Annotated in this window: 24 protein-coding genes and 5 tRNA genes; 11 read left to right on the forward strand and 18 right to left on the reverse strand. The window is 70.2% G+C overall.

Annotated features, from left to right (window positions below; all coding sequences use genetic code 11):
* Nucleotides 1-26 precede the first annotated feature (26 nt).
* Together FHS38_RS31645 and FHS38_RS31650 are read right to left on the reverse strand one after the other, a co-directional pair.
* Nucleotides 27-1,028, reverse strand: a complete 1,002-nt coding sequence (locus FHS38_RS31645; protein WP_184739476.1) for an NAD(P)H-dependent glycerol-3-phosphate dehydrogenase — start codon at nt 1,026-1,028, stop codon at nt 27-29.
* Complete coding sequence (locus tag FHS38_RS31650; protein WP_184739478.1) at nt 1,025-1,783, reverse strand: lysophospholipid acyltransferase family protein; 759 nt, start codon at nt 1,781-1,783, stop codon at nt 1,025-1,027. The genes FHS38_RS31645 and FHS38_RS31650 overlap by 4 nt, the downstream gene beginning before the upstream one ends.
* Nucleotides 1,784-1,956: 173 nt before the next feature.
* Between FHS38_RS31650 and cofC the strand changes: the two genes are divergently transcribed.
* Together cofC and FHS38_RS31660 are read left to right on the forward strand one after the other, a co-directional pair.
* Entirely contained in the window at nt 1,957-2,613 is a 657-nt protein-coding gene (gene cofC, locus FHS38_RS31655) for a 2-phospho-L-lactate guanylyltransferase (RefSeq protein WP_184739526.1), read from the forward strand.
* Nucleotides 2,614-2,622: 9 nt separating this feature from the next.
* Nucleotides 2,623-2,835: a hypothetical protein gene (locus FHS38_RS31660; protein WP_184739480.1), complete on the forward strand. Its 213-nt coding sequence runs from the start codon at nt 2,623-2,625 to the stop codon at nt 2,833-2,835.
* A gap of 160 nt (nt 2,836-2,995) precedes the next feature.
* Here FHS38_RS31660 and FHS38_RS31665 read toward each other — a convergent pair whose 3' ends face one another.
* From FHS38_RS31665 to leuC, 4 genes are all read right to left on the reverse strand, one after another.
* Complete coding sequence (locus FHS38_RS31665; RefSeq protein WP_184739482.1) at nt 2,996-3,700, reverse strand: HU family DNA-binding protein; 705 nt, start codon at nt 3,698-3,700, stop codon at nt 2,996-2,998.
* Between the two features lie 125 nt (nt 3,701-3,825).
* Entirely contained in the window at nt 3,826-4,071 is a 246-nt protein-coding gene (locus FHS38_RS31670; RefSeq protein WP_130880106.1) for an SCO5555 family protein, read from the reverse strand.
* 169 nt (nt 4,072-4,240) lie between these two features.
* The gene (leuD, locus tag FHS38_RS31675) at nt 4,241-4,834 is read right to left on the reverse strand and encodes a 3-isopropylmalate dehydratase small subunit (protein ID WP_184739484.1); all 594 of its coding nucleotides are present in this window, start codon (nt 4,832-4,834) and stop codon (nt 4,241-4,243) included.
* Nucleotides 4,835-4,840: 6 nt separating this feature from the next.
* Entirely contained in the window at nt 4,841-6,274 is a 1,434-nt protein-coding gene (gene leuC / locus FHS38_RS31680) for a 3-isopropylmalate dehydratase large subunit (RefSeq protein WP_184739486.1), read from the reverse strand.
* 128 nt (nt 6,275-6,402) lie between these two features.
* On the opposite strand from leuC, the gene ndgR reads away from it, so the two are divergent.
* Complete coding sequence (gene ndgR / locus FHS38_RS31685) at nt 6,403-7,131, forward strand: IclR family transcriptional regulator NdgR (protein WP_130880103.1); 729 nt, start codon at nt 6,403-6,405, stop codon at nt 7,129-7,131.
* Between the two features lie 48 nt (nt 7,132-7,179).
* Here the strand turns inward: ndgR and FHS38_RS31690 are convergent, their stop codons facing one another.
* The 10 genes from FHS38_RS31690 to FHS38_RS31735 form a co-directional block, all read right to left on the reverse strand.
* Entirely contained in the window at nt 7,180-8,148 is a 969-nt protein-coding gene (locus tag FHS38_RS31690) for an anti-sigma factor RsbA family regulatory protein (protein ID WP_184739488.1), read from the reverse strand.
* The gene (locus FHS38_RS31695; protein WP_184739491.1) at nt 8,138-9,031 is read right to left on the reverse strand and encodes an MEDS domain-containing protein; all 894 of its coding nucleotides are present in this window, start codon (nt 9,029-9,031) and stop codon (nt 8,138-8,140) included. Before FHS38_RS31695 ends, FHS38_RS31690 begins: the two co-directional genes overlap by 11 nt.
* 89 nt (nt 9,032-9,120) lie before the next feature.
* A tRNA-Glu gene (locus FHS38_RS31700) sits at nt 9,121-9,193 on the reverse strand.
* A 26-nt stretch (nt 9,194-9,219) separates the two neighbouring features.
* A tRNA-Gln gene (locus tag FHS38_RS31705) sits at nt 9,220-9,291 on the reverse strand.
* 12 nt (nt 9,292-9,303) lie between these two features.
* Nucleotides 9,304-9,376 (reverse strand) — tRNA-Glu (locus FHS38_RS31710).
* A 62-nt stretch (nt 9,377-9,438) separates the two neighbouring features.
* Nucleotides 9,439-9,511, reverse strand: a tRNA-Glu gene (locus tag FHS38_RS31715).
* Nucleotides 9,512-9,560: 49 nt separating this feature from the next.
* Nucleotides 9,561-9,635, reverse strand: a tRNA-Gln gene (locus FHS38_RS31720).
* A gap of 287 nt (nt 9,636-9,922) precedes the next feature.
* The gene (gltX, locus tag FHS38_RS31725; protein ID WP_184739493.1) at nt 9,923-11,401 is read right to left on the reverse strand and encodes a glutamate--tRNA ligase; all 1,479 of its coding nucleotides are present in this window, start codon (nt 11,399-11,401) and stop codon (nt 9,923-9,925) included.
* Entirely contained in the window at nt 11,394-12,176 is a 783-nt protein-coding gene (locus FHS38_RS31730) for a fumarylacetoacetate hydrolase family protein (RefSeq protein WP_184739495.1), read from the reverse strand. Before FHS38_RS31730 ends, gltX begins: the two co-directional genes overlap by 8 nt.
* An 88-nt stretch (nt 12,177-12,264) precedes the next feature.
* Nucleotides 12,265-12,453, reverse strand: coding sequence for a hypothetical protein (locus FHS38_RS31735; RefSeq protein WP_184739497.1), 189 nt, complete (start codon nt 12,451-12,453; stop codon nt 12,265-12,267).
* Between the two features lie 471 nt (nt 12,454-12,924).
* Between FHS38_RS31735 and FHS38_RS31740 the strand changes: the two genes are divergently transcribed.
* The 8 genes from FHS38_RS31740 to FHS38_RS31775 all read left to right on the forward strand — a co-directional run bounded on the left by FHS38_RS31740 (nt 12,925) and on the right by FHS38_RS31775 (nt 22,939).
* A complete protein-coding gene (locus tag FHS38_RS31740) occupies nt 12,925-16,461 on the forward strand; it encodes a sensor histidine kinase (protein WP_184739499.1) in 3,537 nt (1,178 codons plus the stop codon).
* Between the two features lie 9 nt (nt 16,462-16,470).
* On the forward strand, nt 16,471-16,884 hold the full coding sequence (locus FHS38_RS31745; RefSeq protein ID WP_165451611.1) for a roadblock/LC7 domain-containing protein: 414 nt from the start codon (nt 16,471-16,473) through the stop codon (nt 16,882-16,884).
* A 104-nt stretch (nt 16,885-16,988) separates the two neighbouring features.
* Nucleotides 16,989-17,399 carry a DUF742 domain-containing protein gene (locus FHS38_RS31750; RefSeq protein WP_184739500.1) on the forward strand — a complete coding sequence of 137 codons (411 nt, stop codon included), beginning with the start codon at nt 16,989-16,991 and terminating at the stop codon, nt 17,397-17,399.
* Entirely contained in the window at nt 17,380-17,961 is a 582-nt protein-coding gene (locus FHS38_RS31755) for a GTP-binding protein (RefSeq protein WP_130880094.1), read from the forward strand. Before FHS38_RS31750 ends, FHS38_RS31755 begins: the two co-directional genes overlap by 20 nt.
* A gap of 329 nt (nt 17,962-18,290) precedes the next feature.
* On the forward strand, nt 18,291-21,347 hold the full coding sequence (locus FHS38_RS31760) for a sensor histidine kinase (RefSeq protein ID WP_184739503.1): 3,057 nt from the start codon (nt 18,291-18,293) through the stop codon (nt 21,345-21,347).
* A 1-nt stretch (nt 21,348) separates the two neighbouring features.
* Nucleotides 21,349-21,771, forward strand: a complete 423-nt coding sequence (locus FHS38_RS31765) for a roadblock/LC7 domain-containing protein (protein ID WP_130880092.1) — start codon at nt 21,349-21,351, stop codon at nt 21,769-21,771.
* Nucleotides 21,772-21,855: 84 nt separating this feature from the next.
* Complete coding sequence (locus FHS38_RS31770; RefSeq protein WP_184739505.1) at nt 21,856-22,377, forward strand: DUF742 domain-containing protein; 522 nt, start codon at nt 21,856-21,858, stop codon at nt 22,375-22,377.
* Nucleotides 22,358-22,939, forward strand: coding sequence for a GTP-binding protein (locus FHS38_RS31775; protein ID WP_184739507.1), 582 nt, complete (start codon nt 22,358-22,360; stop codon nt 22,937-22,939). The genes FHS38_RS31770 and FHS38_RS31775 overlap by 20 nt, the downstream gene beginning before the upstream one ends.
* A 209-nt stretch (nt 22,940-23,148) precedes the next feature.
* On the opposite strand, the gene FHS38_RS31780 is transcribed toward FHS38_RS31775, so the two are convergent.
* Complete coding sequence (locus tag FHS38_RS31780) at nt 23,149-23,346, reverse strand: acyl-CoA carboxylase subunit epsilon (protein ID WP_130880089.1); 198 nt, start codon at nt 23,344-23,346, stop codon at nt 23,149-23,151.
* An 11-nt stretch (nt 23,347-23,357) separates the two neighbouring features.
* Nucleotides 23,358-24,243, reverse strand: an 886-nt coding sequence (locus tag FHS38_RS31785) for an acyl-CoA carboxylase subunit beta (protein WP_311775304.1), incomplete at its 5' end; no start/stop codon positions are given.

Raw genomic sequence — 24,243 nt, forward strand, 5'->3', positions numbered from 1 at the left:
TGGTCCGCCGGGTGCAATCCAGCGCTTCAGTGTCGCTCGGGCTTGGCGCTGCGCGACATGAGCTCCTTGAGGGCCACCAGCGGCGGCTTGCCCTCGTGCACGATGTCCACGACCGTCTCGGTGATCGGCATGTCGACGTCGTGGCGTCGGGCCAGATCCAGCACGGATTCGCAGGACTTGACGCCTTCGGCGGTCTGCTTGGTGACCGCGATGGTCTCGGCGAGGGTCATGCCGCGGCCGAGGTTGGTGCCGAAGGTGTGGTTGCGCGAGAGCGGCGAGGAACACGTGGCGACGAGGTCGCCCATGCCGGCCAGTCCGGCGAAGGTGTGCGCGTCGGCACCCATCGCGAGGCCCAGCCGGGTCGTCTCGGCCAGCCCGCGGGTGATGAGCGACGCCTTGGCGTTGTCGCCGAGGCCCATGCCGTCGGCGATGCCCACGGCGAGCGCGATGACGTTCTTCACGGCGCCGCCGAGCTCACAGCCGACCACGTCGGTGTTGGTGTACGGGCGGAAGTACGGGGTGTGGCAGGCGGCCTGGAGCCGCTTGGCCACGGACTCGTCGCGGCAGGCGACGACGGCCGCGGCGGGCTGCCGGGCGGCGATCTCCCGGGCGAGGTTGGGGCCGGTGAGGACCGCGACCTGGTCGGCGGAGACCTTGGCGACCTCCTCGATCACCTCGCTCATCCGCTTGGCCGTGCCCAGTTCGACGCCCTTCATCAGGGAGACGAGCACGGTGTCGGCGGGCAGCAGGGGCGCCCACTCGGCGAGATTGCCGCGCAGTGTCTGGGACGGCACGGCCAGCACGGTGAACTGTGCGCCGTCGGCCGCCTCGGCGGGGTCGGTGGTGGCCCGGACCGAGGCGGGCAGCTCGATGCCCGGGAGGTAGTCGGGGTTGGTGCGGCCGGTGTTGACGGCGTCCACGAGGGCGGCGCGTCGGCCCCACATGGTCACCTCGCAGCCGGCGTCCGCGAGGACCATCGCGAAGGCCGTGCCCCAGGAGCCGGTGCCGTAGACGGCGCAGCGCGTCACTTGCTGTCCCCTTGTGTCTGCTGAGGTGTCCGGCGGGCCGCGGTGCGGGCCCGCTTGTGGTTGTACGGCTCGGCGGGCGCCGGCTCGCCGCGGAGTTCGGCGAGGAGTTCCGTGATCGCGGCCATGATCTTCTCGGTGGCCTCGCGCAGCACCTCGGCGGTCGGTTCCTTGCCGTAGTACGCGGAGAGGTCGACGGGCGGGCCCGCCGCGACCTTGAGCGTCTTGCGGGGGAAGAGCCGCAGCTTCTTCTCCTTGGCGTACGGCGGCATGGCCTCGTTGGCGCCCCACTGGGCGACCGGGATGACCGGGGCCTTGGTGAGCAGGGCGACGCGGGCGGCCCCGGTCTTGCCCTCCATGGGCCACATGTCGGGGTCGCGGGTGAGGGTGCCCTCGGGGTAGAAGGCCACGCACTCGCCCTTGTTGATGGCGTCGACGGCGGCCCGGAAGGCGGTGGCGGCGTCGGTGGTCTCGCGGTAGACCGGGATCTGCCCGGTGCCGTGCAGCAACGTTCCGACGAAAGTGGTCTTGAACAGGGCGGCCTTGGCCAGGAAGCGGGGGACTCGCCCGGTGTTGTACTGGTAGTGGGCGTACGAGAGCGGGTCGAGATAGGAGTTGTGGTTGACCGCGGTGATGAATCCGCCGTCGGCCGGAATGTGCTCCATTCCCCTCCAGTCCCGCTTGAACAGAACCACGAGCGGCGGTTTTGCCAACACCGCCGTAAAGCGGTACCAGAAGCCGATTCTGTGGCGGGACACTCGGACACCCTTCTCTTGGAACCTGTAGCCGGGCTCGGGGAGCCTCCGAACCCGGGGGCCGGACAAGTGTGGCCCCAGGTACCCGGTCTGTCGAGAACACCGTAACCCCGGCGGTCCTCGGCGGGCTGCGGCAGCAGGTGACAATAAGACCCATGCGACGGGAGGGAGGGGACGTGGTCTGGACGCTGGTGGTACCCGTGAAGCCGCTGGCCCTGGCCAAGAGCCGCCTCGCGGGCAGCACCGGGCGGCTGCCCCGGCCCACCCTCGCGCTGGCGTTCGCCCTGGACACCGTGGGCGCCGCGCTGACCTGCCGGGCCGTGCGGGATGTGGTGGTCGTCACGGACGATCGCCGGGCGGGGGCGGAGCTGGCCGCGCTCGGCGCCTGGGTGCTGCCCGAGCCGACGGGGGGCGGTGGCCTGAACGGTGCCCTCGCGCACGGGGCGCACACCGCCCGGACGCGATGGCCGCATACCGGGGTGGCGACGCTCAACGCGGATCTGCCGGCACTGCGCCCCGCGGAACTCGGGCGGGTGCTCGATTCGGCCGCCGAATTCCCGCGCGCATTTCTCGCAGATGCCGCTGGAATCGGTACGACACTCCTGTCGGCGACCGCGGGAAATGAATTGGCGCCGGCGTTCGAGGGCCGGTCGCGTGCCCGTCACCGTGCTTCGGGAGCCCGGGAGATCGAGCTGGCCGGGGTGGATTCCGTACGCCAGGACGTGGATACGGAGCAGGATTTGCGGACGGCCCTGGCATTGGGCGTGGGCCCGCACACGGCGGCCGCGGCGGGCGGCCTCGCGGCCCCCGGCCCGGCGGTGGGGCTCGACTAGGCTGGCCCCATGCAGGCCACCGCGTACACCTACGACCCTCAGACCCGCGCCGGGAGCGTGCTCCTGGACGACGGCACCCCGGTGCCCTTCGACGCGGCGGCGTTCGACGCGGGCGGCCTGCGGCTGCTGCGGCCCGGGCAGCGCGTGCGGATCGAACTCGGCGAGGCCCAGGGCGGCGACGCGGGCCGACGCGTGACGTTGGTGACGCTGCAGACCTTCTAGCTTCCCGGGGGCGGCTTCCCGGGGCGGCTCCCGGTACATCGGGCGGCTCCCCGCACAAGGGCCTCGGAGCTTCTCCTCCGCGCCCTCTTCGCCGTACACACACCGCGGGCCGGGCTCCCCGAGGGGAGCCCGGCCCGGCGCGTGACGCCGTGCGTCGCCGTTACTTCTTCTTGGCGGCCGTCTTCTTGGCGGTGGTCTTGCGCGCGGTGGTCTTGCGCGCCGGAGCCTTGGTCGCCGTGGCCTTCTTGGCGGGCGCGGTCTTCTTGGCCGTGGTCTTCTTGGCGGCGGCCGTGGTGGCCTTCTTCGCCGGGGTCGCCTTCTTGGCGGCGGCCTTGGTGGCGGTGGCCGTCGTCTTCTTGGCGGTGGCCTTCTTCGCGGTGGTGGCCTTCTTGGCCGCTGCCGCGGTGGTGGTCTTCTTCGCCGTGGTCTTCGCCGCGGTCTTCTTCGCGGTGGTGGCCGTGGTGGCCTTCTTCGCGGCCGCCTTCTTGGCGGTGGCCTTCTTGGCCGCGGCCTTGGCGGTGGTCTTGACGCCACCGGAAAGGCTGCCCTTGGGCGCCTTCTTCACCGCGACATCGTTCTTCGGGAGCTTCTTCGAGCCGCTCACCAGGTCCTTGAAGCCCTGACCCGCGCGGAAGCGGGGCACCGAGGTCTTCTTGACCCGGACGCGCTCACCCGTCTGCGGGTTGCGGGCGTAACGGGCCGGACGGTCGACCTTCTCGAACGAGCCGAAGCCGGTGACCGAGACCCGGTCGCCGGAGACCACCGCACGGACGATCGCGTCGAGTACCGCGTCGACAGCGTCTGCGGCCTGCTGACGGCCGCCGAGCTTGTCGGCAATCGCTTCAACGAGCTGCGCCTTGTTCACGTCTTCCCCTTCGGAGACATTGCTGGAACGAATGCGTTCCAGCCTTTTCGCACGTTAGGCAGATATATACCGCAAATCAAACACGAAACGGTCTAATCACCCTTGTGCCGCAACGAACTCGACCATCACGGAGTTCCGTCGGGGTCGGGCTCTTCGGGGAAACGGCCCTCGTCGAGGTCGTTCATCAGCCGGTCCAGACGCCTTGCCGCGCCTGAGAGATCGTGCTTTGCCGCGGCCGTGATGACCAGCAGCTTCCGGGACAGCGCCATCCGTACGCCCTCCGGGACTTGCAGTGCGCGCACCCTTGTGTGCGCTTCCTTGAGTTGGTCGGCGACGAGCCGGTAGAGCTCGAGTTGGCTGTCGCGTTCCATGCACCGATTGTGCCATCTGAGGCGAGTTGTCGCTTCACAGGGCCTCAACAGAGCGATGCGCCCCCTGTCCGAAGACAGGGGGCGCATCATGCCAAACCCTGGGTGAGCAGCGAAAATCCGGGGTCCCTCCAGGGCTCCGACGATGGGCCGTTCGGGCCCGAAATTGATGTCAGATCCGGGCCGTGGACGGCTTGTAGGAAGGCCTCCGGGCCTCGTAGGCGGCGATGTCGGCCTCTTGCCGGAGGGTCAGGCTGATGTCGTCCAGCCCCTCCAGGAGTCGCCACCGGGCGTTCTCGTCAAGGTCGAATCCAGCCGTGATTCCCTCGGCCCGGACCTCGCGTGCGACGAGGTCCACCGTCACCTCGGCGGTGGGGTCGGCTTCGGTCAGCTCCCAGAGCGCGTCGACGGTCTCCTGCGGCAGGACGACGGTCAGCAGGCCGTTCTTGAGCGAGTTCCCACGGAAGATGTCGGCGAAGCGCGAGGAGACCACGGCCTTGAAGCCGTAGTTCTGCAGCGCCCACACCGCGTGCTCGCGGGAGGAGCCGGTGCCGAAGTCGGGGCCGGCGACCAGCACCGTGGCACCCGCGCGCTCGGGCCGGTTCAGCACGAACTCCGGGTCCTTGCGCCAGGCCTCGAAGAGCCCGTCCTCGAAGCCGTCGCGGGTCACCTTCTTGAGCCAGTGCGCCGGGATGATCTGGTCGGTGTCGACATTTCCGCGGCGCAGCGGGACGGCCCGGCCGGTGTGCGTGGTGAATGCTTCCATGACTGTTCAGGCCCCCACGGGAGTCGTGACGTCGGACGCGGCGGCCAGATCGGCCGGGGAGGCCAGATGGCCCAGTACCGCGGTGGCGGCGGCGACCTGGGGCGAGACCAGGTGGGTGCGGCCGCCCTTGCCCTGCCTGCCCTCGAAGTTGCGGTTGGAGGTCGACGCGGACCTCTCGCCGGGCGCGAGTTGGTCGGGGTTCATACCGAGACACATCGAACAGCCGGCGTGCCGCCACTCGGCACCGGCGGCGGTGAACACCTTGTCCAGCCCCTCCTCGACGGCCTGCAGCGCCACGCGCACGGACCCGGGGACGACCAGCATCCGGACGCCGTCGGCGACCTTCCGGCCCTCGATGACGTCGGCGACGGAGCGCAGGTCCTCGATCCGGCCGTTGGTGCACGAGCCCACGAAAACGGTGTCCACCCGGATGTCGCGGAGCGCCTGACCCGCCGTCAACCCCATGTATTCCAGGGCCTTTTCGGCGGCGAACCGCTCGGAGGCGTCCTCGTAGGAGGCGGGGTCGGGAACGGCGGCGGACAGCGGGGCGCCCTGGCCCGGGTTGGTGCCCCAGGTGACGAACGGGGAGAGCTCGGTGGCGTCGATGACGACCTCGTGGTCGAAGACCGCGTCGTCGTCGGTGCGCAGGGTGCGCCAGTACGCGACGGCGGCGTCCCAGTCCGCGCCCCGGGGGGCGTGGGCCCGTCCTTCCAGGTAGGCGAAGGTGGTCTCGTCGGGGGCGATCATGCCGGCCCGCGCGCCCGCCTCGATGGACATGTTGCAGACGGTCATCCGGGCTTCCATCGACAGCTTCTCGATGGCGGAGCCGCGGTATTCGATGACGTAGCCCTGACCGCCGCCGGTGCCGATCCTGGCGATGACGGCGAGGATCAGGTCCTTGGCGGAGACGCCGTCCGGCAGCGCGCCCTCGACGGTGACGGCCATGGTCTTGAAGGGGGCGAGCGGCAGCGTCTGGGTGGCCAGCACGTGCTCGACCTGGCTGGTGCCGATGCCGAACGCCAGCGCGCCGAAGGCGCCGTGGGTGGAGGTGTGGCTGTCGCCGCAGACGACGGTGGTGCCGGGCTGGGTCAGCCCCAGCTGCGGGCCCACGACGTGGACGACGCCCTGCTCGACGTCGCCCAGCGGGTGCAGTCGCACGCCGAACTCCGCGCAGTTCTTGCGCAGCGTCTCCAGCTGGGCCCGGGAGACCGGGTCCGCGATGGGCTTGTCGATGTCGAGGGTGGGGGTGTTGTGGTCCTCCGTGGCGATGGTCAGGTCGAGGCGGCGGACGCCGCGGCCGGCCTTGCGCAGACCGTCGAAGGCCTGCGGGCTGGTGACCTCGTGCAGCAGGTGCAGATCGATGAAGAGGAGGTCGGGCTCGCCTTCGGCGCGCGTGACGACGTGGTCGTCCCAGACCTTCTCCGCGAGTGTCCGTCCCATCGCTGTCCCTCCGGCCGGCGTCGCTGCCGACCCAACTCGTGTGCCAGTGGGGTCCTGTCCATCCAGGTTGGCGCCTATCTCGGAAAATTGAACTTGCGTTTCACACTGTGAGACGCGAATATCGTTTCATGGACAACTCTGGTGGCGCCTCGAGTGGCGTGGGCGTTCTCGACAAGGCGGCTCTGGTGCTGAGCGCTCTGGAGTCCGGTCCGGCCACACTGGCCGGGCTGGTGGCGGCGACCGGGCTCGCCCGGCCGACGGCGCACCGGCTCGCGGTGGCGCTGGAGCACCACCGGATGGTGGCGCGGGACATGCAGGGCCGTTTCATCCTCGGCCCCCGGCTCAGCGAGCTGGCGGCGGCGGCCGGCGAGGACCGGCTGCTGGCCACGGCCGGCCCGGTGCTCACGCATCTGCGGGACGTGACGGGCGAGAGCGCGCAGCTCTACCGCCGCCAGGGCGACATGCGGATCTGTGTGGCGGCCGCGGAGCGGCTGTCCGGACTGCGGGACACCGTGCCGGTCGGCTCGACCCTGCCGATGAAGGCGGGCTCGGCGGCCCAGGTGCTCATGGCCTGGGAGGAGCCCGAGCGGCTGCACCGCGGTCTGCAGGGGGCCCGCTTCACGGCGACCGCGCTCTCGGGCGTCCGGCGCCGGGGCTGGGCCCAGTCGATCGGCGAGCGGGAGCCGGGCGTCGCCTCGGTCTCCGCGCCCGTGCGCGGCCCCTCCAACCGCGTGGTGGCCGCCGTGTCGGTCTCCGGCCCCATCGAGCGGCTGACCCGCCACCCGGGCCGGATGCACGCCCAGGCGGTCATCGACGCCGCCCTGAGGCTCAGCGAGGCCCTGCGCCGCAACGGCTGACCCGCTTCGCCGAGACGACCGCCCGTGCGCGGGTGACCGCCCGTGCGGTCACCCGCACTCCGCGTCACGCAGGCCCGCGAGGCGTAGGCCGAGGCGGGTGCGGGGGCCCTCCGCGCACACCTCCAGGGACTCGCTGAGGGTGCGCGCGAGCCAGAGGCCGTCCTCGGGGTCCGGCGCCTCGGCGGGCGGCAGGAAGCCGGCGAAGGCCGGCACGCTCGCGCCGTGGGGGTCGTCGCGCAGCAGCTCGCAGGCCAGGGCGCCCGGCACCTCCCAGATCCGCAGGGCGACCCGGGCGCCGTCGGCGGCCAGCAGATAGCCCGCCGCCTCGGCGACGGCGAACTCGGCCAGGGCGAGCCGCTCGCCCGTCAGACCCGCCACGGCCGCCCGCTCACGGGCGAAGAGCCGCACGGCCGAGGCGTCGGCCGTCGGGCCCATCCGCGCGGCCGTGGCCGGGGCGGTGTCGGGCGGCGGTCCGATCGCCGCCGCGTACGCCAGCGGATCCGTGTAACGGGCACAGGGGTGTGCCCGCTCGCCGTCCATCCGCACGGGGTGCGTGACGCAGGCGGCCGCCGCCACGTCGGCGGACACGGCCCGGGTGTCGTACGGGCAGATCATCCAGACCGGCAGCTCGGCGAGCAGCACGTTGAGCCCGGATTCCATCCGCTTCCACTCGGCGACCTGCCGGGCGGACCTGCCGCCCCACATCGGCTCGGCGAGCATCCGCATCCGCCGCCCGGGCCGGGCGCGCCGGTCGTGGTAGCGCAGGAAGGCGGAGACGCGCTCCACGGGCCGACGGCCGAAGTAGGCGGTCTCGGCGGTGTCCAGGGCGTGCGCCCGCTCGCCGAGGGCGTCCCGGAGCAGCTCGATGTTGGCGGGCGTCGTCGCGGCCAGCACGGGCTCCCCGGCCACCAGCCCGTCACGGACGAACGGCAGGGCCGTCGCCAGGAACTCCTCGTCGCTCCCGTACAGACAGGCGTGATGGACGAATCCGGTGCCGTCGGCGTGGTCAGTAGGCATGCGCGGCCCCCAGCCGGAGGCCGGGTGTCCGGTCCCAGCCGATGAGAGTGATGACGCGCAGCAGATGGGGCAGCAGCCCCGTCAGCTCGACGGCGTAGTGGCGGGCGGCACGGGCCCTGGCGAAGGTCATCAGCAGCCGCAGCCCGCCGAGGTCCAGGAATTCCACCCGGGACATCTCCAGGCGGACGTCGCCCCTGACGGCCGCGACCGACTGCAGGGCCTCCCTGAGGTGCCCGTGCGAGCCGGCGTCGACCGCCCCCTCGATCCGCAGGCCCGGGGGGCTGAAAGTGCGGACCACGACCAGATCGGCCGTGCGGACGAGTGGATCCACTTCGACGCTCCTGGGGTGGGCGGCCGCGAGGGCGTCCAGTGCGGCGGGGTCACAGCGGCGGAGGTCGTACTGGCAGACGGCCAGCGCCTCGTCGTCGACGAACTCCGCGGCCAGCAGGGCTTCGTACCGCAGCAGGCGGTGGACGTCGCGCCCGTTGCGCAGGAGGGTGCCCAGATCGGCCGCGATCCGCAGGGTGCGGTAGCCCTCCCGGCGGCTGCGGTCGGCGGCGGCCCGGAGCCGCTCCAGGAGGGCGGCGGGCTCCAACTCCCCCCGGCCGGAGGAGTCTTCCTCCGGGCCCACGATCTCCAGCCGTCCGGACAGGTCCGGCGGCCCGGCGGGGAAGCGGCAGCGGTCCAGCAGGGCCTCGTGGCCGGTCGGGCCCCCCTCCCCCGCGAGATAGAGGATCTTGTCCTTGGCGTCCAGGCCCCCGAGCAGGAAGCCGCCCAGGAGTAAGGCACGCTCCTCGTCCGAGTCGAAGAGGAGGCACGCGTGGTCGCCGGGCCGGAGATCACCGACGTGGACCCGGCGGCGCCCGCCGTGGGGATGGACCATGCGGGAATTATCGAGGCGGCATCCGGCGGTGCGGAAGAGCGCACGAAAAAATGCCCTCCGCTCGCGCGAAAGGCATTTTTTCTTTCTTGTACCCCCGACCGGATTCGAACCGGCGCTACCGCCTTGAGAGGGCGGCGTGCTAGGCCGCTACACAACGGGGGCTAGCTTTGTTTGCAGAGCTATCTGCGCTGGGATACCAGGACTCGAACCTAGACTAAGGGAACCAGAAACCCTCGTGCTGCCAATTACACCATATCCCATGGTGATACCAGTACCCCCGACCGGATTCGAACCGGCGCTACCGCCTTGAGAGGGCGGCGTGCTAGGCCGCTACACAACGGGGGCCCTAGCGATCCATTCATCGTCGCCTCCGGTGTTATCCGGATGGTGACGGAATTCAGGATCTGTACCCCCGACCGGATTCGAACCGGCGCTACCGCCTTGAGAGGGCGGCGTGCTAGGCCGCTACACAACGGGGGCTCGCACTGCGCTTACTAATTTACCAAAAGAAACTCGATCGAATTTCCTTTGGCTGGGGTACCAGGACTCGAACCTAGACTAAGGGAACCAGAAACCCTCGTGCTGCCAATTACACCATACCCCACCAGAACTCGACCTCGGTTAAAGGGTCTTGCTCGGGCTTGCACCGTCCGCTCCGGCCTCTCGGCCCTCTCGGGCGGCGCAGGAAGAACATTACCCGAAGGTGGACGGGGCTCCAAAACCGATAACCGCCCGGGCACCCCGCGGCACCTCGCGCGGCGCCCGCCCCGGCGCCCGCACGGCCGTACGAGCCGCCACGGGCCGGGGGCCCGCCCCCGCGGTCGAACACCGCGGGAACGGGCCCCCGAGCCCGCGAACGGGCGCTGTGGCCGCCTGGGCGGCCCTGTGCCGTCAGCCGGCGAGCTTCGCCAGGGCCGCGTCGATGCGCGCCAGGGTGCGCTCGCGGCCGAGGATCTCCAGCGATTCGAACAGCGGCAGGCCGACCGTGCGGCCCGTGACCGCGACGCGGACCGGCGCCTGGGCCTTGCCGAGCTTCAGACCGTGCTCCTCACCGGCGGCGAGGACGGCCGCCTTGAGGGCCTCGGCGTTCCACTCCGCGGCCGCCAGCTTGGCGCGCGCGGTGCGCAGCAGCGCGTCCGAGCCCTCCTTCATGGCCTTGGCCCAGGACGCCTCGTCGTACGCCGGCTCGTCGAGGAAGAGGAAGTCGACGTTGGCGGTGATGTCGGAGAGCACCGTCAGACGGGTCTGCGCGTGCGGGGCGATGGCCTCGAAGACCGTCTGGTCGAAGGCCTCGGGGGCCCACGGGGCGAACGGGGCCTTCAGCCAGGGGCCACAGGCCTCGATGAACGCCTTCACGTCCATGCGGCGCATGTGGTCGCCGTTGATCGACTCGCACTTCTTGAGGTCGAAGCGCGCCGGGTTGGCGTTGACGTCCTTGATGTCGAACGCCGCGACCATCTCTTCCATCGTGAAGATGTCCTGGTCGGCCGAGAGGGACCAGCCGAGCAGGGAGAGGTAGTTCAGCAGGCCCTCGGGGAGGAAACCGCGCTCCCGGTAGAGGTTCAGGGACGCCTGCGGGTCGCGCTTGGAGAGCTTCTTGTTGCCCTCGCCCATCACGTACGGCAGGTGGCCGAACTGCGGGGTGGTGCCGTTGCCGACGCCGATCTGGGCGAGCGCCCGGTAGAGGGCGATCTGGCGCGGCGTGGAGGACAGCAGGTCCTCGCCGCGCAGCACGTGGGTGATCTCCATCAGCGCGTCGTCGACGGGGTTGACGAGCGTGTAGAGGGGCGCGCCGTTGGCCCGGACGATGCCGAAGTCCGGCACGTTCTCCGGGGTGAAGGTCAGCTCGCCGCGGACCAGGTCGGTGAAGGTGATCGGCTCGTCGGGCATCCGGAAGCGGACGATCGAGGTGCGGCCCTCGGCGTCGTACGCCGCCTTCTGCTCGGCGGTCAGCACCCGGCACTGGCCGTCGTAGCCGGACGGCTTGCCGGCAGCGCGGGCGGCGTCGCGGCGGGCGTCGAGCTCCTCGGTGGTGCAGTAGCAGTGGTAGGCGTGGCCGCCGTCCAGCAGCTTCCGCGCGACGTCCTGGTAGATGTCCATGCGCTGCGACTGACGGTACGGCGCGTGCGGGCCGCCGACCTCGGGGCCCTCGTCCCAGTCGAAGCCCAGCCAGCGCATCGAGTCCAGCAGCTGCTGGTACGACTCCTCCGAGTCGCGCGCCGCGTCGGTGTCCTCGATGCGGAAGACCAGGGTGCCGCCGTGGTGGCGGGCGAACGCCCAGTTGAACAGGGCGGTGCGGACCAGACCCACATGGGGGTTGCCGGTCGGCGAGGGACAGAAACGGACGCGTACGGGAGTTGCGCTAGCCACGCTTGATCACCTTATTGGTGAGAGTGCCGATGCCTTCGATGGTGACGGCGACCTCGTCGCCGACGTTCAGGGGTCCGACCCCGGCCGGGGTGCCGGTGAGGACGACGTCGCCGGGGAGCAGCGTCATCGCCTCGGTGATGTGGACGATCAGGTCCTCGATGGAGCGGACCATGTCGCTCGTGCGGCCCAGCTGGCGCTGCTGGCCGTTGACCGTGCACATGATCCCGAGGTCGCTCGGGTCCAGCTCGGTCTCCACCCAGGGGCCCAGCGGGCAGGAGGTGTCGAAGCCCTTGGCCCGGGCCCACTGCTTCTCGCGCTCCTGGACGTCACGCGCGGTGATGTCGTTGGCGCAGGTGTAGCCGAGGATGACGTCCTTCACGCGCTCGCGCGGGACCTCACGGCACATGCGGCCGATGACCACGGCCAGCTCGGCCTCGTGGTGCACCTCGCTGGAGAAGGAGGGGTACGCGATGGGGTCGCCGGGGCCGATGACCGCGGTGGACGGCTTGAAGAACGCGACGGGGGCGTCGGGGACCTCGTTGCCCAGCTCGGCGGCGTGCTCGGCGTAGTTGCGGCCGATGGCGACGACCTTGTTGGGCAGGACGGGCGGCAGCAGCCGCACCTTGCTCAGCGGGATCTTCTGCCCCGAGCGCTCGAACTCGGCGAAGGGGTGGCCCTTGATGATGTCGAGAACGGGGCCGCCTTCTGTGGAGGCGTCCCCTTCCACGACACCGAAGGCGACGTTGCCGTCGATGGAGAACCTGGCGATGCGCACGGGAAGCTTTTGCCCCTATCTGGTCCGGCCGGAGACTGACACCCCAGGCTATCGCGGGGGTCGCCGACGACCCGTGCGCCGCCGGGGGTCAGCCCTGGGGGGCCGTCACGGGCGCGGTCATGAGGACGGTGCGGCGCGGGTTGGCGGTGACGGCCGGCAGCTCGACGGCGTGCTCGCGGAGGAGGCCCGCGGCGCTCGGCCCCGCGGCGGCCTCGAGGTGCGCGAGCGTGGTGCGGCGCGGGTTGGCGGTCTTCCGGGACGGCGTCGTCGTCTTCACTGTGAGTGGCCTCGCGTTGTCGTTTTCGCAGCGGGTGTAAAGGTCCAGGCTAGGCCTGCCCTTCCCCACCGGCCTGCTGAAGAAGTCCTGAGTCTGCTGTGAGTTTGCTCACGAGTACGTCAAAAAATGCCGCATATCGGTCGGACATTTCGCCCCCGCGAAACGGACATTGCAGGGCTGAACCAGACGTTCCGCTCCTGATCATGGCGACTGGGACACCGGGCACCCCTTCGCATCGGGGAGCCGAATTGCCGGGATAGGTCCGTTTTAAGGGGTGCAGCTTTCTACATCTGGTGACCCATTCCGCACATAGCGTCACACCATTCCCGGAGCCGTGCACCGGCCTTGTTGGAGATCCGGCACTGTGCTGGAATTCCACGGACCGCCAGGGGGCAACCGCGGTCCCCCCACGACTCGACACCGTCCCGCCGCTCACCCGGAGGGACGCCTGGTCCAGAGGTTGCGACGCTAGTGCAGGGACGTTTCAAGAGGGATGGCAGCGCTGCGGCGGAGCCGGAGCCGCGCGGTGCGACCGACCGCGGCACGCCCGCCGACGCGCCGAACGGTGGCGAGCCCGCCGACAAGCCGAAGGCGAAAAAGCCGAACGGGCCGGGCTCACGAATAGCCCTGCGCAACTGGCGCATCAGCACCCGACTGGTCTCCCTGCTAGCCCTGCCCGTGGTCGCCGCGACGACCCTGGGTGCGCTACGTATCGACGGTTCGCTCGAGAACATCGACCAGCTCGACCACATGAAGATCCTTACCGAGATGACCGGTAAGGCCACTCAGCTGGCGGACGCGCTCCAGGAGGAGCGCGACAAGTCCGCGGGTCCGCTGGCCGGTGGGAACGAGAAGGACGACCGGGTCGTCGCCCCGCGGGAGAAGACCGACCGCGCCATCGACGCGTTCCGGCAGGCCACCACCAAGGTCGAGTCGAACGACCCGACGATGGTCGGCGTCCAGACGACCCTTGTCGACATCACTAAGCAGCTCGACAAGATCAAGAACCACCGTCTGGTGGCGTACAAGGACAACGACTACATCGCGCAGACGGTCAACGACTACAACGCGTTGATCACCTCGCTGCTGTCGCTGTCCCAGGACATGGCCCAGGCCACCAGCAACAGCGACATGATCACCAGCACCCGCGCGCTGGCGACGTTCTCCTCCGCCAAGGAGTACGCCTCCATCCAGCGGGCCGTGATCAGCGCCGCGCTCGCCAACCCCAAGGGCGCGCGGCTCTCCGCGAACGACCTGCAGTACGGCAAGAACGCGCTGGACAGCGAGGACGAGGCGCTGCGCCGCTTCACCGCGATCCGCGCCGGTGACTCCGCCGAACTGCTCCAGGCCCTCAACGGCGGCCAGACGGAGATCACCTCCGCGAACACCTTCGCCGAGCGCGCGCTCGGCAAGACGGACGGCCTCAAGTCCGCTCCGTACACGTACATGGACTGGTACGACCAGGACAGCGTGAAGCTCGAAGAGATGTCCAAGATCGAGCAGACCCTGCTGTCCCAGATGGACCAGAAGGCGCGCGAGCTCCGCGACGACGCCCAGCAGGACGCCATCCTCAACGGTGTGCTGATCATCCTGGTCCTCGGCATCTCGCTGGTCGGCGCGTTCGTCGTGGCCCGGTCCATGGTGCGGTCGCTGCGCCGACTGCAGGACACCGCCCAGAAGGTCGCCCAGGAACGTCTGCCCGAGCTCGTCAAGCAGCTGTCCGAGACGGACCCGCAGGACGTCGACACCACGGTCGAGTCCGTCGGTGTGCACAGCCGGGACGAGATCGGCAAGGTGGCCGCGGCCTTCGACGACGTGCACCGCGAGGCGGTCCGCCTCGCCGCCGAGCAGGCGTTGCTGCGAGGCAACGTCAACGCGATGTTCACCAACCTCTCGCGCCGCAGCCAGGGCCTCATCCAGCGTCAGCTCTCGCTCATCTCCGAGCTCGAGAGCCGCGAGGCCGACCCCGACCAGCTCTCCTCGCTCTTCCGTCTCGACCACCTCGCGACCCGTATGCGCCGTAACGGCGAAAACCTCCTCGTCCTCGCGGGCGAGGAGCCGGGCCGCCGGTGGACCCGCCCGGTGCCGCTCGTCGACGTGCTGCGTGCCGCCGCGTCCGAGGTGGAGCAGTACGAGCGCATCGAGCTGAGCGGTGTGCCGCCGACCGAGGTCGCCGGCCGCGTGGTCAACGACCTCGTCCACCTGCTCGCCGAGCTGCTCGAGAACGCGACGTCCTTCTCGTCGCCGCAGACCAAGGTCAAGGTCACCGGTCACGCCCTGCCCGACGGCCGGGTGCTGGTCGAGATCCACGACACGGGCATCGGCCTCTCCCCGGAGGACCTGGCCGCGATCAACGAGCGGCTCGCCAGCCCGCCCACGGTCGACGTCTCCGTCTCCCGACGCATGGGTCTGTTCGTGGTCGGCCGTCTGTCCCTGCGACACGGCATCCGCATTCAGCTCCGGCCCTCCGACTCGGGCGGCACGACCGCGCTCGTCATGCTGCCGGTCGACGTCGCCCAGGGCGGCAAGAAGCCGGCTCCGAACATGCCGGGCCAGCCCGCCGTGGGCGGCGGCAACCCGGGCGCCGGGCAGGCCGGCCTCATGGGCGGCGGCCAGGCTCCCCGTCGGCAGGTCCCCCCGGCCAGTGGGCCGCGGCCCGCGCTGCCGGGTCGCCCCGGCACGACGGACAAGGGTCTGCCGACGCGCCCCGCTCCGGCGGCCGGTGCCGGTGCTGGTGCCGGTGCTGGTGCTGGTTCAAATGGCGGCAGCCTCTTCGACAGCGCGCCGCGCGGCGGCGGCGACAACCGCCCCGCGCTCCCGCCCCGTGGCAACACGGGCGGCCCCGCCGGGGCACCGCCCGCCGGTGACCGCGGCGGCCGCCGTCCGCAGCTGCCCGCCCGCGGCGCGGCTCCCGAGCTCCCGGGCCGCACGGCCCCGAGCTGGGGCAACGAGCAGTCGCCCGCGGCCCCCGCTTCCGGGTCCCCGGCTCCGGCCGCTCCGGTCGACGACTGGCCCATGGCCTCGGACGGCGGCTCCCGGCGCTCGGCGCAGGACAGCCCGCGCGGTCACGAGGACGTGGAGAACACCGGCCGGTTCGCGCAGCCCGCACAGGGTGCGCGCCCGGACACCACGGGCCAGTTCCCGCAGCCCGGCACCTCGCGGCCCGGCTCGGGCGGTCCCGGCGACACGTCCGAGTTCCCGCGGATCGGCACCGCCGACGAGCCCCGGAACAACACCACCGGCCAGTTCCCCCGGCCGACGGGCGCGCAGCCGTCCGCCGGCGGCCCCGGTGACACCGGGCAGTTCGCGCTGCCCGGCTCCCCCGCCGACACGTCGTCGTTCCCGCAGATCGGTGGCGTCGACAACACGCAGAACAGCACCACCGGCCAGTTCGAGCGCCCCGGTGACACCGGGCAGTTCGCACAGCCCGGCGGCAGGCCCGAGTCGGGCCAGCTGCCGGCGGCCGGGCCCGGCGACGGGCGGGCACCGCTGTTCGAGGAGCTGGAGTCGAACTGGCGCCGGGGCGGGAACGCCCAAAACGCCGGGAACACCGCCGACCCGGCGGCCGGGCAGCCCGCGAGGAGCGGGCGGTCGCTGCCGCGGCGCGATCCGCAGCCGACGCCCACTCCGCAGGGCGACCGGGCCCCCAAGGCCCAGCGCCCGCCGCGCAACCCGCAGGCCCCCAAGGCCCAGCAGGCTCCGGCGGACGACTGGCGCAACCCCAACGACGAGCGCCAGCAGCGGGCCGAACAGGTCCGCGAGCCGGCGGCCGGCGGCATCACCTCTTCCGGTCTGCCGCGGCGCGTGCCGCGTGCGAACCTCGTCGAGGGTGCCGCGCAGGAACAGGAACAGAACAACCCGACCGGTCCGGCGGTCTCGCGTGCGCCCGATGACGTACGCGGCCGACTGACCAATCTTCGCCGGGGCATCCAGCAGGGTCGTCAGGCCGGAAACGGCTCGACCACCGGCAGTCACAACATTGGCCCCACTTACCAGCAGGAGCGTTAGTTGAGTCCGATGAGCCAGGCGGCGCAGAATCTGAACTGGTTGATCACCAACTTCGTGGCGAACACCCCGGGGGTGTCCCACACGGTGGTGGTGTCCGCCGACGGACTCCTTCTGGCGATGTCCGAAGGCTTTCCGCGCGACCGCGCCGATCAGCTGGCGGCTGTCGCCTCCGGTCTGACCTCCCTCACGGCCGGGGCCTCCCGGATCTTCGAGGGCGGCCCCGTCACCCAGACCGTGGTGGAGATGGAGCGTGGTTTCCTCTTCATCATGTCCGTCTCCGACGGTTCGTCCCTGGCCGTGCTGGCGCACCCCGAGTGCGACATCGGCCTCGTCGGCTACGAGATGGCCCTGCTCGTCGACCGCGCGGGCACGGTGCTGACGCCTGACCTCCGCGCGGAGCTTCAGGGCAGTCTGTTGAACTGACCGTACGCATACCGCAAATACCGTCCGACCGTACGGCCGAAAACCCCCCACCGGCCCCCGCTCGACGGCATTATTGCCATCCTGCTGTCCCGTCCGGAGGATTCATGACCCCGCCCGCCTCGCCCGGCCCGTACGGCGCCTCGCATCATCACGCGTCGTACGGGAGTGAAGGCGACCAGCCGCTGGTCCGCCCCTACGCAATGACCGGGGGCCGTACCCGGCCGCGCTACCAGCTCGCCATCGAGGCACTGGTCAGCTCCACGGCCGACCCGGCCCACCTTGCGGGGCTGCTTCCCGAGCACCAGCGGATCTGCCAGCTGTGCCAGGAGGTCAAGTCGGTCGCGGAGGTCTCCGCGCTGCTGAACATGCCCCTGGGCGTGGCGCGGATCCTCGTGGCGGACCTGGCGGAGGCCGGAATGGTGGCGATCCACCAGCCGGGCGGCAGCGGCGAGTCCGGTGGAACGCCGGATGTGACACTGCTCGAAAGGGTGCTCAGTGGACTTCGGAAGCTCTAGCGGGAGCGTCGGCCGTTCCACCACTTCGGCGAAGATCGTGGTGGCTGGCGGCTTCGGCGTGGGCAAGACGACATTCGTCGGTGCGGTCTCGGAAATTTCTCCGCTGCGTACCGAAGCCGTCATGACCTCCGCCTCGGCGGGGATCGACGACCTGAGCCACGTCCAGGACAAAACCACCACCACGGTGGCGATGGATTTCGGCCGCATCACACTGGACGACGATCTGATCCTGTACCTCTTCGGTACCCCGGGTCAGGACCGCTTCTGGTTCATGTGGGACGACCTGGTCCGCGGCGCCATCGGCGCCGTCGTCCTCGTCGACACCCGACGCCTCGCCGACTGCTTCCCCGCCGTCGACTACTTCGAGAACAGCGGCCTCCCCTTCGTCATCGCCCTCAACGGCTTCGACGGACACCAGCCCTACAACCCCGAAGAAGTCCGCGAAGCACTCCAGATCGGCCCCGACGCACCGATCATCACCACCGACGCCCGCCACCGCAACGAAGCCAAGAGCGCACTCATCACGCTCGTCGAGCACGCCCTCATGGCCCGGCTCAAGTAGCTTTGCGCGACCCACAGTTGCGATGGGCGGATTTGTGTTATTGACCACGGACCGTCGTCCAAGGTTCATAACATTTCAACAAGAGAATTGACCGGACGTGACCACTCGGCGCGTTCGGTCAACTTCGCTCTGCACACATTCAGCCCGCCATTTGGCGCCGCTCGCTCTTAATGCCCGTTTTATGTCGGGCAAATCGCCGTGTCCGGCGGCCGTGCCCACTGTTTGGAATGCACCTGCCTGCCGTGCTGGAATTCCGGGGCTGAGCAGTCACGGCTCAGCGGAAATACACGGCACAGGTCAGGTGCCGACGCCGAGAGGTTGTTGGTCGAGTGAGGCGTAGAAAGACGGGCGCCACGCAGCAGGCGCGGGACGAGCGGGGCAACTTCACCCCACCGTCACGCTCAGCGGCGTTGCCCTCTGACGTGCCCGAAGCCCCCGCCGAGCCCACGAAGGGCAGTGGCGGCAGGTTCTCCCCACGCAACTGGCGGGTGCCCACCCGGCTGAACGTCATTCTGCTGATCCCGGTGCTCGTCGCCCTGGTCTTCGGTGGCCTTCACGTGAAGACCTCCGTCGACACCTGGAACGAGGCGCAGGACGCCACGGACACCGCGCGAGGTGTGCGGGCCGCGGCCACGTACGCCCACGCCGTGCTCGAGGAGCGCGACCAGACGGCCCTCCCGCTGCTCGGGAACCACCGCGACGACCCGGTCATCAAGAAGACGCGGGACGCGACGGACGCCGCCCGGACCGAGTTCGACAAGGCCGTCAAGAGCATGCCGGCCACCCCGAGCCTCAAGCGCCGCATCAAGCTGCTGCGCGACGCCGAAGCCGGGCTGCCCAGGCTCCGCAGTGCCGCGTACTCGTCCGCCCTGGCCGGCGCCGACACCGAGGACGGCTACGGCGCCATCCAGCGACCGCTCATGGCGTTCTCCAACGAGCTGGGCCTCGGCACCGACAACGCGAGCTCCTTCGGCCGCATGGTCTACGCCGTGCAGCTCGCCAAGGCCGCCGAGTCGCTGCAGCGTTCCCTCGGTGCCCACCTTCTGGAGAAGCCCGGTAACGCGCAGAACCGCGAGAAGCTGACGACCTCCTTCGTCTCCTACAACTTCCTGGAGTACATCGCCCACGGCGAGTACGTCCAGGGCGGCACCGACGACGACATCAACCGGCTCAACAAGGCGCTGGCCGACAAGGCCCAGGTGACCGAGCAGGACAAGATGTACGCCGCCATCTCCACCACGCCTGCCGCGACGCTGAAGACCAAGGGCATCACCGCCGAGTCGTGGTTCACCACCGCGACGGGCAAGTTCGACGCCTACCACTACATCGAGATGCAGCTGGCCGACCGGGCCGTGGCCGACGCCGAGAAGGTCGCTTCCGACGCCAAGCAGGAAGCGATCATCAACTCCTCGATCATGGTGCTGGCCCTGTTCGCCGCCTTCGTGGTGGCGGGCAAGATGGCCCGCTCGATGAGCCGGAGCATGCTCCGACTGCGCGCCGGCGCCTTCGAGATCGCCGAGCAGCGGCTGCCGGCCCTGGTCGACCAGCTCTCGCGCACCGACCCCGGTCACGTCGACACCCGTATCGAGCCCATCCCGATCACCACCGGTGACGAGATCGGCGAGGTCGCCCGCGCCTTCGACCAGGTCCACCGCGAGGCGGTGCGACTGGCCGCCGAGCAGGCACTGCTGCGGGGCAACGTCAACGCGATCTTCACGACCCTCTCGCACCGCAACCAGGCCCTCATCGAGCGTCAGCTGACGCTCATCACGGACCTGGAGAACAACGAGGCGGACCCGGACCAGCTGGAGAACCTCTTCCGGATGGACCACCTGGCCACCCGTATGCGGCGCAACGGCGAGAACCTCCTCGTCCTCGCGGGCGAGGAGCCCGGCCGCCGCTGGGACCAGCCGATCCCGCTGGTGGACGTGCTCCGCGCCGCCTCCTCCGAGGTGGAGGCGTACGAGCGCATCGAGCTGAGCGGCGTCCCGGAGGCCGAGATCCACGGCCTGGCCGTGACCGACCTCGTGCACCTGCTCGCCGAGCTGCTGGAGAACGCCACCACGTTCTCCTCCCCGCACACCAAGGTCCGTGTGACCGCGACCCGGCTGCCCGACGGCCGTGTGATGGTCGAGATCCACGACAAGGGCATCGGCCTCACGCCCACCGACTTCGCGGACATCAACCACCGGTTGGCCAACCCGCCGACCGTGGACGTCGCGATCGCCCAGCGCATGGGTCTGTTCGTGGTCGGCCGCCTGGCGACCCGCCACGGCATCCGGGTCCAGCTGCGCCCGTCGGGCGAGCAGGCCGGCACCACCTCGCTGGTGATGCTGCCGGACGCCATCACGCACGGTGGCGGCGCCTCGCTGGACGAGATGTCCCCCGAGGACTTCACGCTCACTTCCCGGGCCGTGCCGGAGCAGCAGCAGCCGGCCGCGCCGGTCGCGCCTGCCGCCCCCCGGCTGCGCACCGCCGCAGAACTGGGCTTCGACGACTCCCGTTACGAGCCCCGGCCGGACGCCGGCACCGGACCTTCGCTGGACCCGGTCGGCCGTTCGCTGATGCGCGAGGAGCGGCGCGCGGCGCTGGAGGCGCAGGCCTCCGACAACCGCCCGCTGTTCCGGGACGAGGTTCCGCAGCAGGGTTACGACCAGCAGCAGAGCTACGACCAGCAGCAGGGCCTTTCGCAGGCGCCGGAGCAGAGCGCGCAGCAGTCGTATACGGAATCCGGCTATACCGATTCCGGGTACGGCGACCAGCAGGGCTATGGCGACTACAACGCCCCCGCCCACCAAGGCGAGTGGAGCGAAGCTGGTCCGTACCAGCACGGCTACGAGCAGGGTCACGGAGCCGATTCGGAATCCCTGCCGTCCGCTGACACGGCCCAGCCGGAGCGCGTAGAGTTCGACCGTCCGGGCCCCTCTTCGAGCGGCTCCCACTCGCTGACCGGGTCCGGTCTGCCGCGCCGCGCGAAGCAGTGGCAGCAGTCCGAGTCGGACGAGAGCGCCGCGGGGGCCGGCGGAGAACCGGAGCAGTCGCAGCAGGACCCACAGCAGCGTCCAGAGGCCGATAGGTCCGACTGGCAGTCGGCGAACGACGAGCGCTGGCACCGCGCCGAGCAGCTCCGTGAGCCGAAGGCCGGCGGAATTACCTCCTCCGGTCTCCCCCGCCGGGTCCCCAAGGCCAACCTGGTCGAGGGCAAGGCGGAAACGACCCCGCAGGGCGGCCCCCAGATATCCCGCGCCCCGGAGGACGTCCGCGGCAGGTTGAGCAACCTGCGCCGCGGTGTCCAGCAGGGGCGCAGCGCGGGGACCGATACCTCCGCACATGAGCAACACGACCAGGGCTTCGGCCCCGGCGGCACCTACGATCAGGAGCGTTAGTGTGAGCCCGATGAGCCAGGCGGCGCAAAACCTGAACTGGTTGATCACCAGTTTCGTGGACAACACCCCAGGGGTGTCCCACACCGTCGTGGTCTCCGCTGACGGACTCCTTCTGGCCATGTCCGAAGGGTTCCCGCGGGACCGCGCCGACCAGCTGGCGGCAGTAGCCTCCGGCCTGACCTCGCTGACCGCGGGTGCCTCCCGGATCTTCGAGGGCGGCGCGGTCAACCAGACCGTGGTGGAGATGGAGCGTGGTTTCCTCTTCATCATGTCCGTCTCCGACGGATCCTCGCTGGCCGTGCTGGCGCACCCCGAGTGCGACATCGGCCTCGTGGGCTACGAGATGGCCCTGTTGGTCGACCGCGCGGGCAGTGTGCTCACGCCCGACCTCCGCGCCGAACTGCAGGGGAGCCTTCTCAACTAGCAAAGAGGCAGTGCGTTTCGCGCCACCGCCCCATAAGGTGCGGTGGCGCGACCAGCATCAGACAGGCAAGTTGGAGGAGGAGACGTGGCAACGCCCCCCGGCGGTTACCCGTACGGCAATGAACAGCAGGCTCAGCCCCCGCTGAACCGCTTCAATTTCCCCTCCGCACCGAGTCACCAAGCTCAGCCGGAGGCTCCGCGGTCGCCGTACAGCGCGCCCGCGCAGCCCCAGAAGCACCGGCGTGCGACCCCCTCGGGGGGCGCGCACAACCCGCTGGTGCGACCGTATGCGATGACCGGCGGCCGTACCCGGCCGCGCTACCAGCTCGCCATCGAGGCACTGGTGCACACCACGGCTCAGCCGTCCCAGCTCCAAGGGCAGTTGCCTGAACACCAGCGCATCTGCCATCTGTGCCGTGAGATCAAGTCGGTCGCCGAGATCTCGGCACTTCTTTCCATCCCGCTCGGCGTCGCCCGAATCCTCGTCGCCGACTTGGCGGAGGCCGGACTTGTCGCCATCCATCAGCCCGGCGGCGACGAGTCCGCCGGCGGCCAGCCTGACGTGACACTGCTCGAAAGGGTGCTCAGTGGACTTCGGAACCTCTAGCGGCGAGGCAGCCCGCTCCACCACCTCCGCGAAGATTGTGGTGGCCGGTGGCTTCGGCGTGGGCAAGACCACGTTCGTCGGCGCGGTCTCGGAGATCAACCCGCTGCGCACCGAAGCCGTCATGACCTCCGCCTCGGCGGGGATCGACGACCTCACGCACGCGCCGGACAAGACCACGACGACCGTGGCCATGGACTTCGGCCGCATCACCTTGGACCAGGACCTGATCCTGTACCTCTTCGGTACCCCGGGTCAGGACCGCTTCTGGTTCATGTGGGACGACCTGGTCCGCGGCGCCATCGGCGCCGTCGTCCTCGTCGACACCCGACGCCTCGCCGACTGCTTCCCCGCCGTCGACTACTTCGAGAACAGCGGCCTCCCCTTCGTCATCGCCCTCAACGGCTTCGACGGACACCAGCCCTACAACCCCGAAGAAGTCCGCGAAGCACTCCAGATCGGCCCCGACGCACCGATCATCATCACCGACGCCCGCCACCGCAACGAAGCCAAGAGCGCACTCATCACGCTCGTCGAGCACGCCCTCATGGCCCGGCTGCGGTAGAGCGGTCAGGGATGGCTGTGCGGATCTGCTGACGCCGGCATGTCAGCACCTCCGCACAGCCATCGCTTTCGGTCGCGCAGACGAAAAGGTCCCCGCACTCTGACGAGTGCGGGGACCTTTCGCGTGGTGGTGGGCCGCTGTCGCGGGCCCGGGCTCAACCCTGCCAGCTGTGTCCGGCGGGGGGCCGCCCGGCCCCCCGCCGGAGGGGCTCAGCCCTGCCAGCTGTGCGGGGCGCGGAAGCCCGGGGTGCGCTCCAGGCGGCGCCAGCCGGCGGAGGAGCGGCGCGGGCGGGCGGGGGCCTCGTGGCCGTTGCCGGCCGCCGCGCGGGCGAGGAGGACGGCGGTGACCGCGGCCAGTTCCTCGGCGTCGGCGGTGCCCTTCTCGACGCGTACGAGCGTGTCGTTCATGTGTCTCTCCCTTACTGGGGCGGGTTGCCGTGCTTGCGCGAGGGCAGATCGGCGTGCTTCGTCGCGAGCATGGCCAGCGACTTGATCAGCACCGAACGGGTCTCGACGGGGTCGATCACGTCGTCGATCAGCCCGCGCTCGGCCGCGTAGTACGGATGCATCAGCTCCGCCTTGTACTCCTTGACCATGCGCGCCCGCATCGCCTCCGGGTCGTCGGCCTCCGCGATCTGCTTCCGGAAGATCACATTTGCCGCGCCTTCCGCGCCCATCACGGCGATCTCGTTGGTCGGCCACGCGTACGTCAGGTCCGCACCGATGGACTGGGAGTCCATCACGATGTACGCACCGCCGTACGCCTTGCGCAGGATCACCGAGATACGCGGAACCGTGGCATTGCAGTACGCGTACAGCAGCTTCGCGCCGTGGCGGATGATTCCACCGTGCTCCTGGTCCACGCCCGGAAGGAAGCCGGGGACGTCCAGAAGAGTGATGATCGGGATGTTGAAGGCGTCGCACATCTGGATGAATCGCGCGGCCTTCTCCGAGGCCTCGATGTCCAGGACGCCGGCCAGGGACTGCGGCTGGTTGGCGACGATGCCCACGACCTGGCCGTCGAGCCGGGCCAGCGCGCAGATGATGTTGGTGGCCCAGCGCTCGTGGATCTCCAGGTGGTCGCCGTCGTCGACGAGCTCCTCGATCACCTTGCGCATGTCGTACGGACGGTTGCCGTCCGCCGGGACCAGGTCCAGAAGAGTGTCGCCGGTGCGGTCGGCCGGGTCCTCGGAGGCGACCCGCGGCGGGTTCTCGCGGTTGTTCTGCGGGAGGAGCGAGAGGAGGTAGCGGACCTCTTCGAGGCAGGTCTCCTCGTCGTCGTAGGCGAAGTGGGCGACACCGGAG

This window comes from Streptomyces netropsis (assembly GCF_014203545.1).
GTDB classification, from domain to species: Bacteria; Actinomycetota; Actinomycetes; order Streptomycetales; family Streptomycetaceae; genus Streptomyces; species Streptomyces netropsis.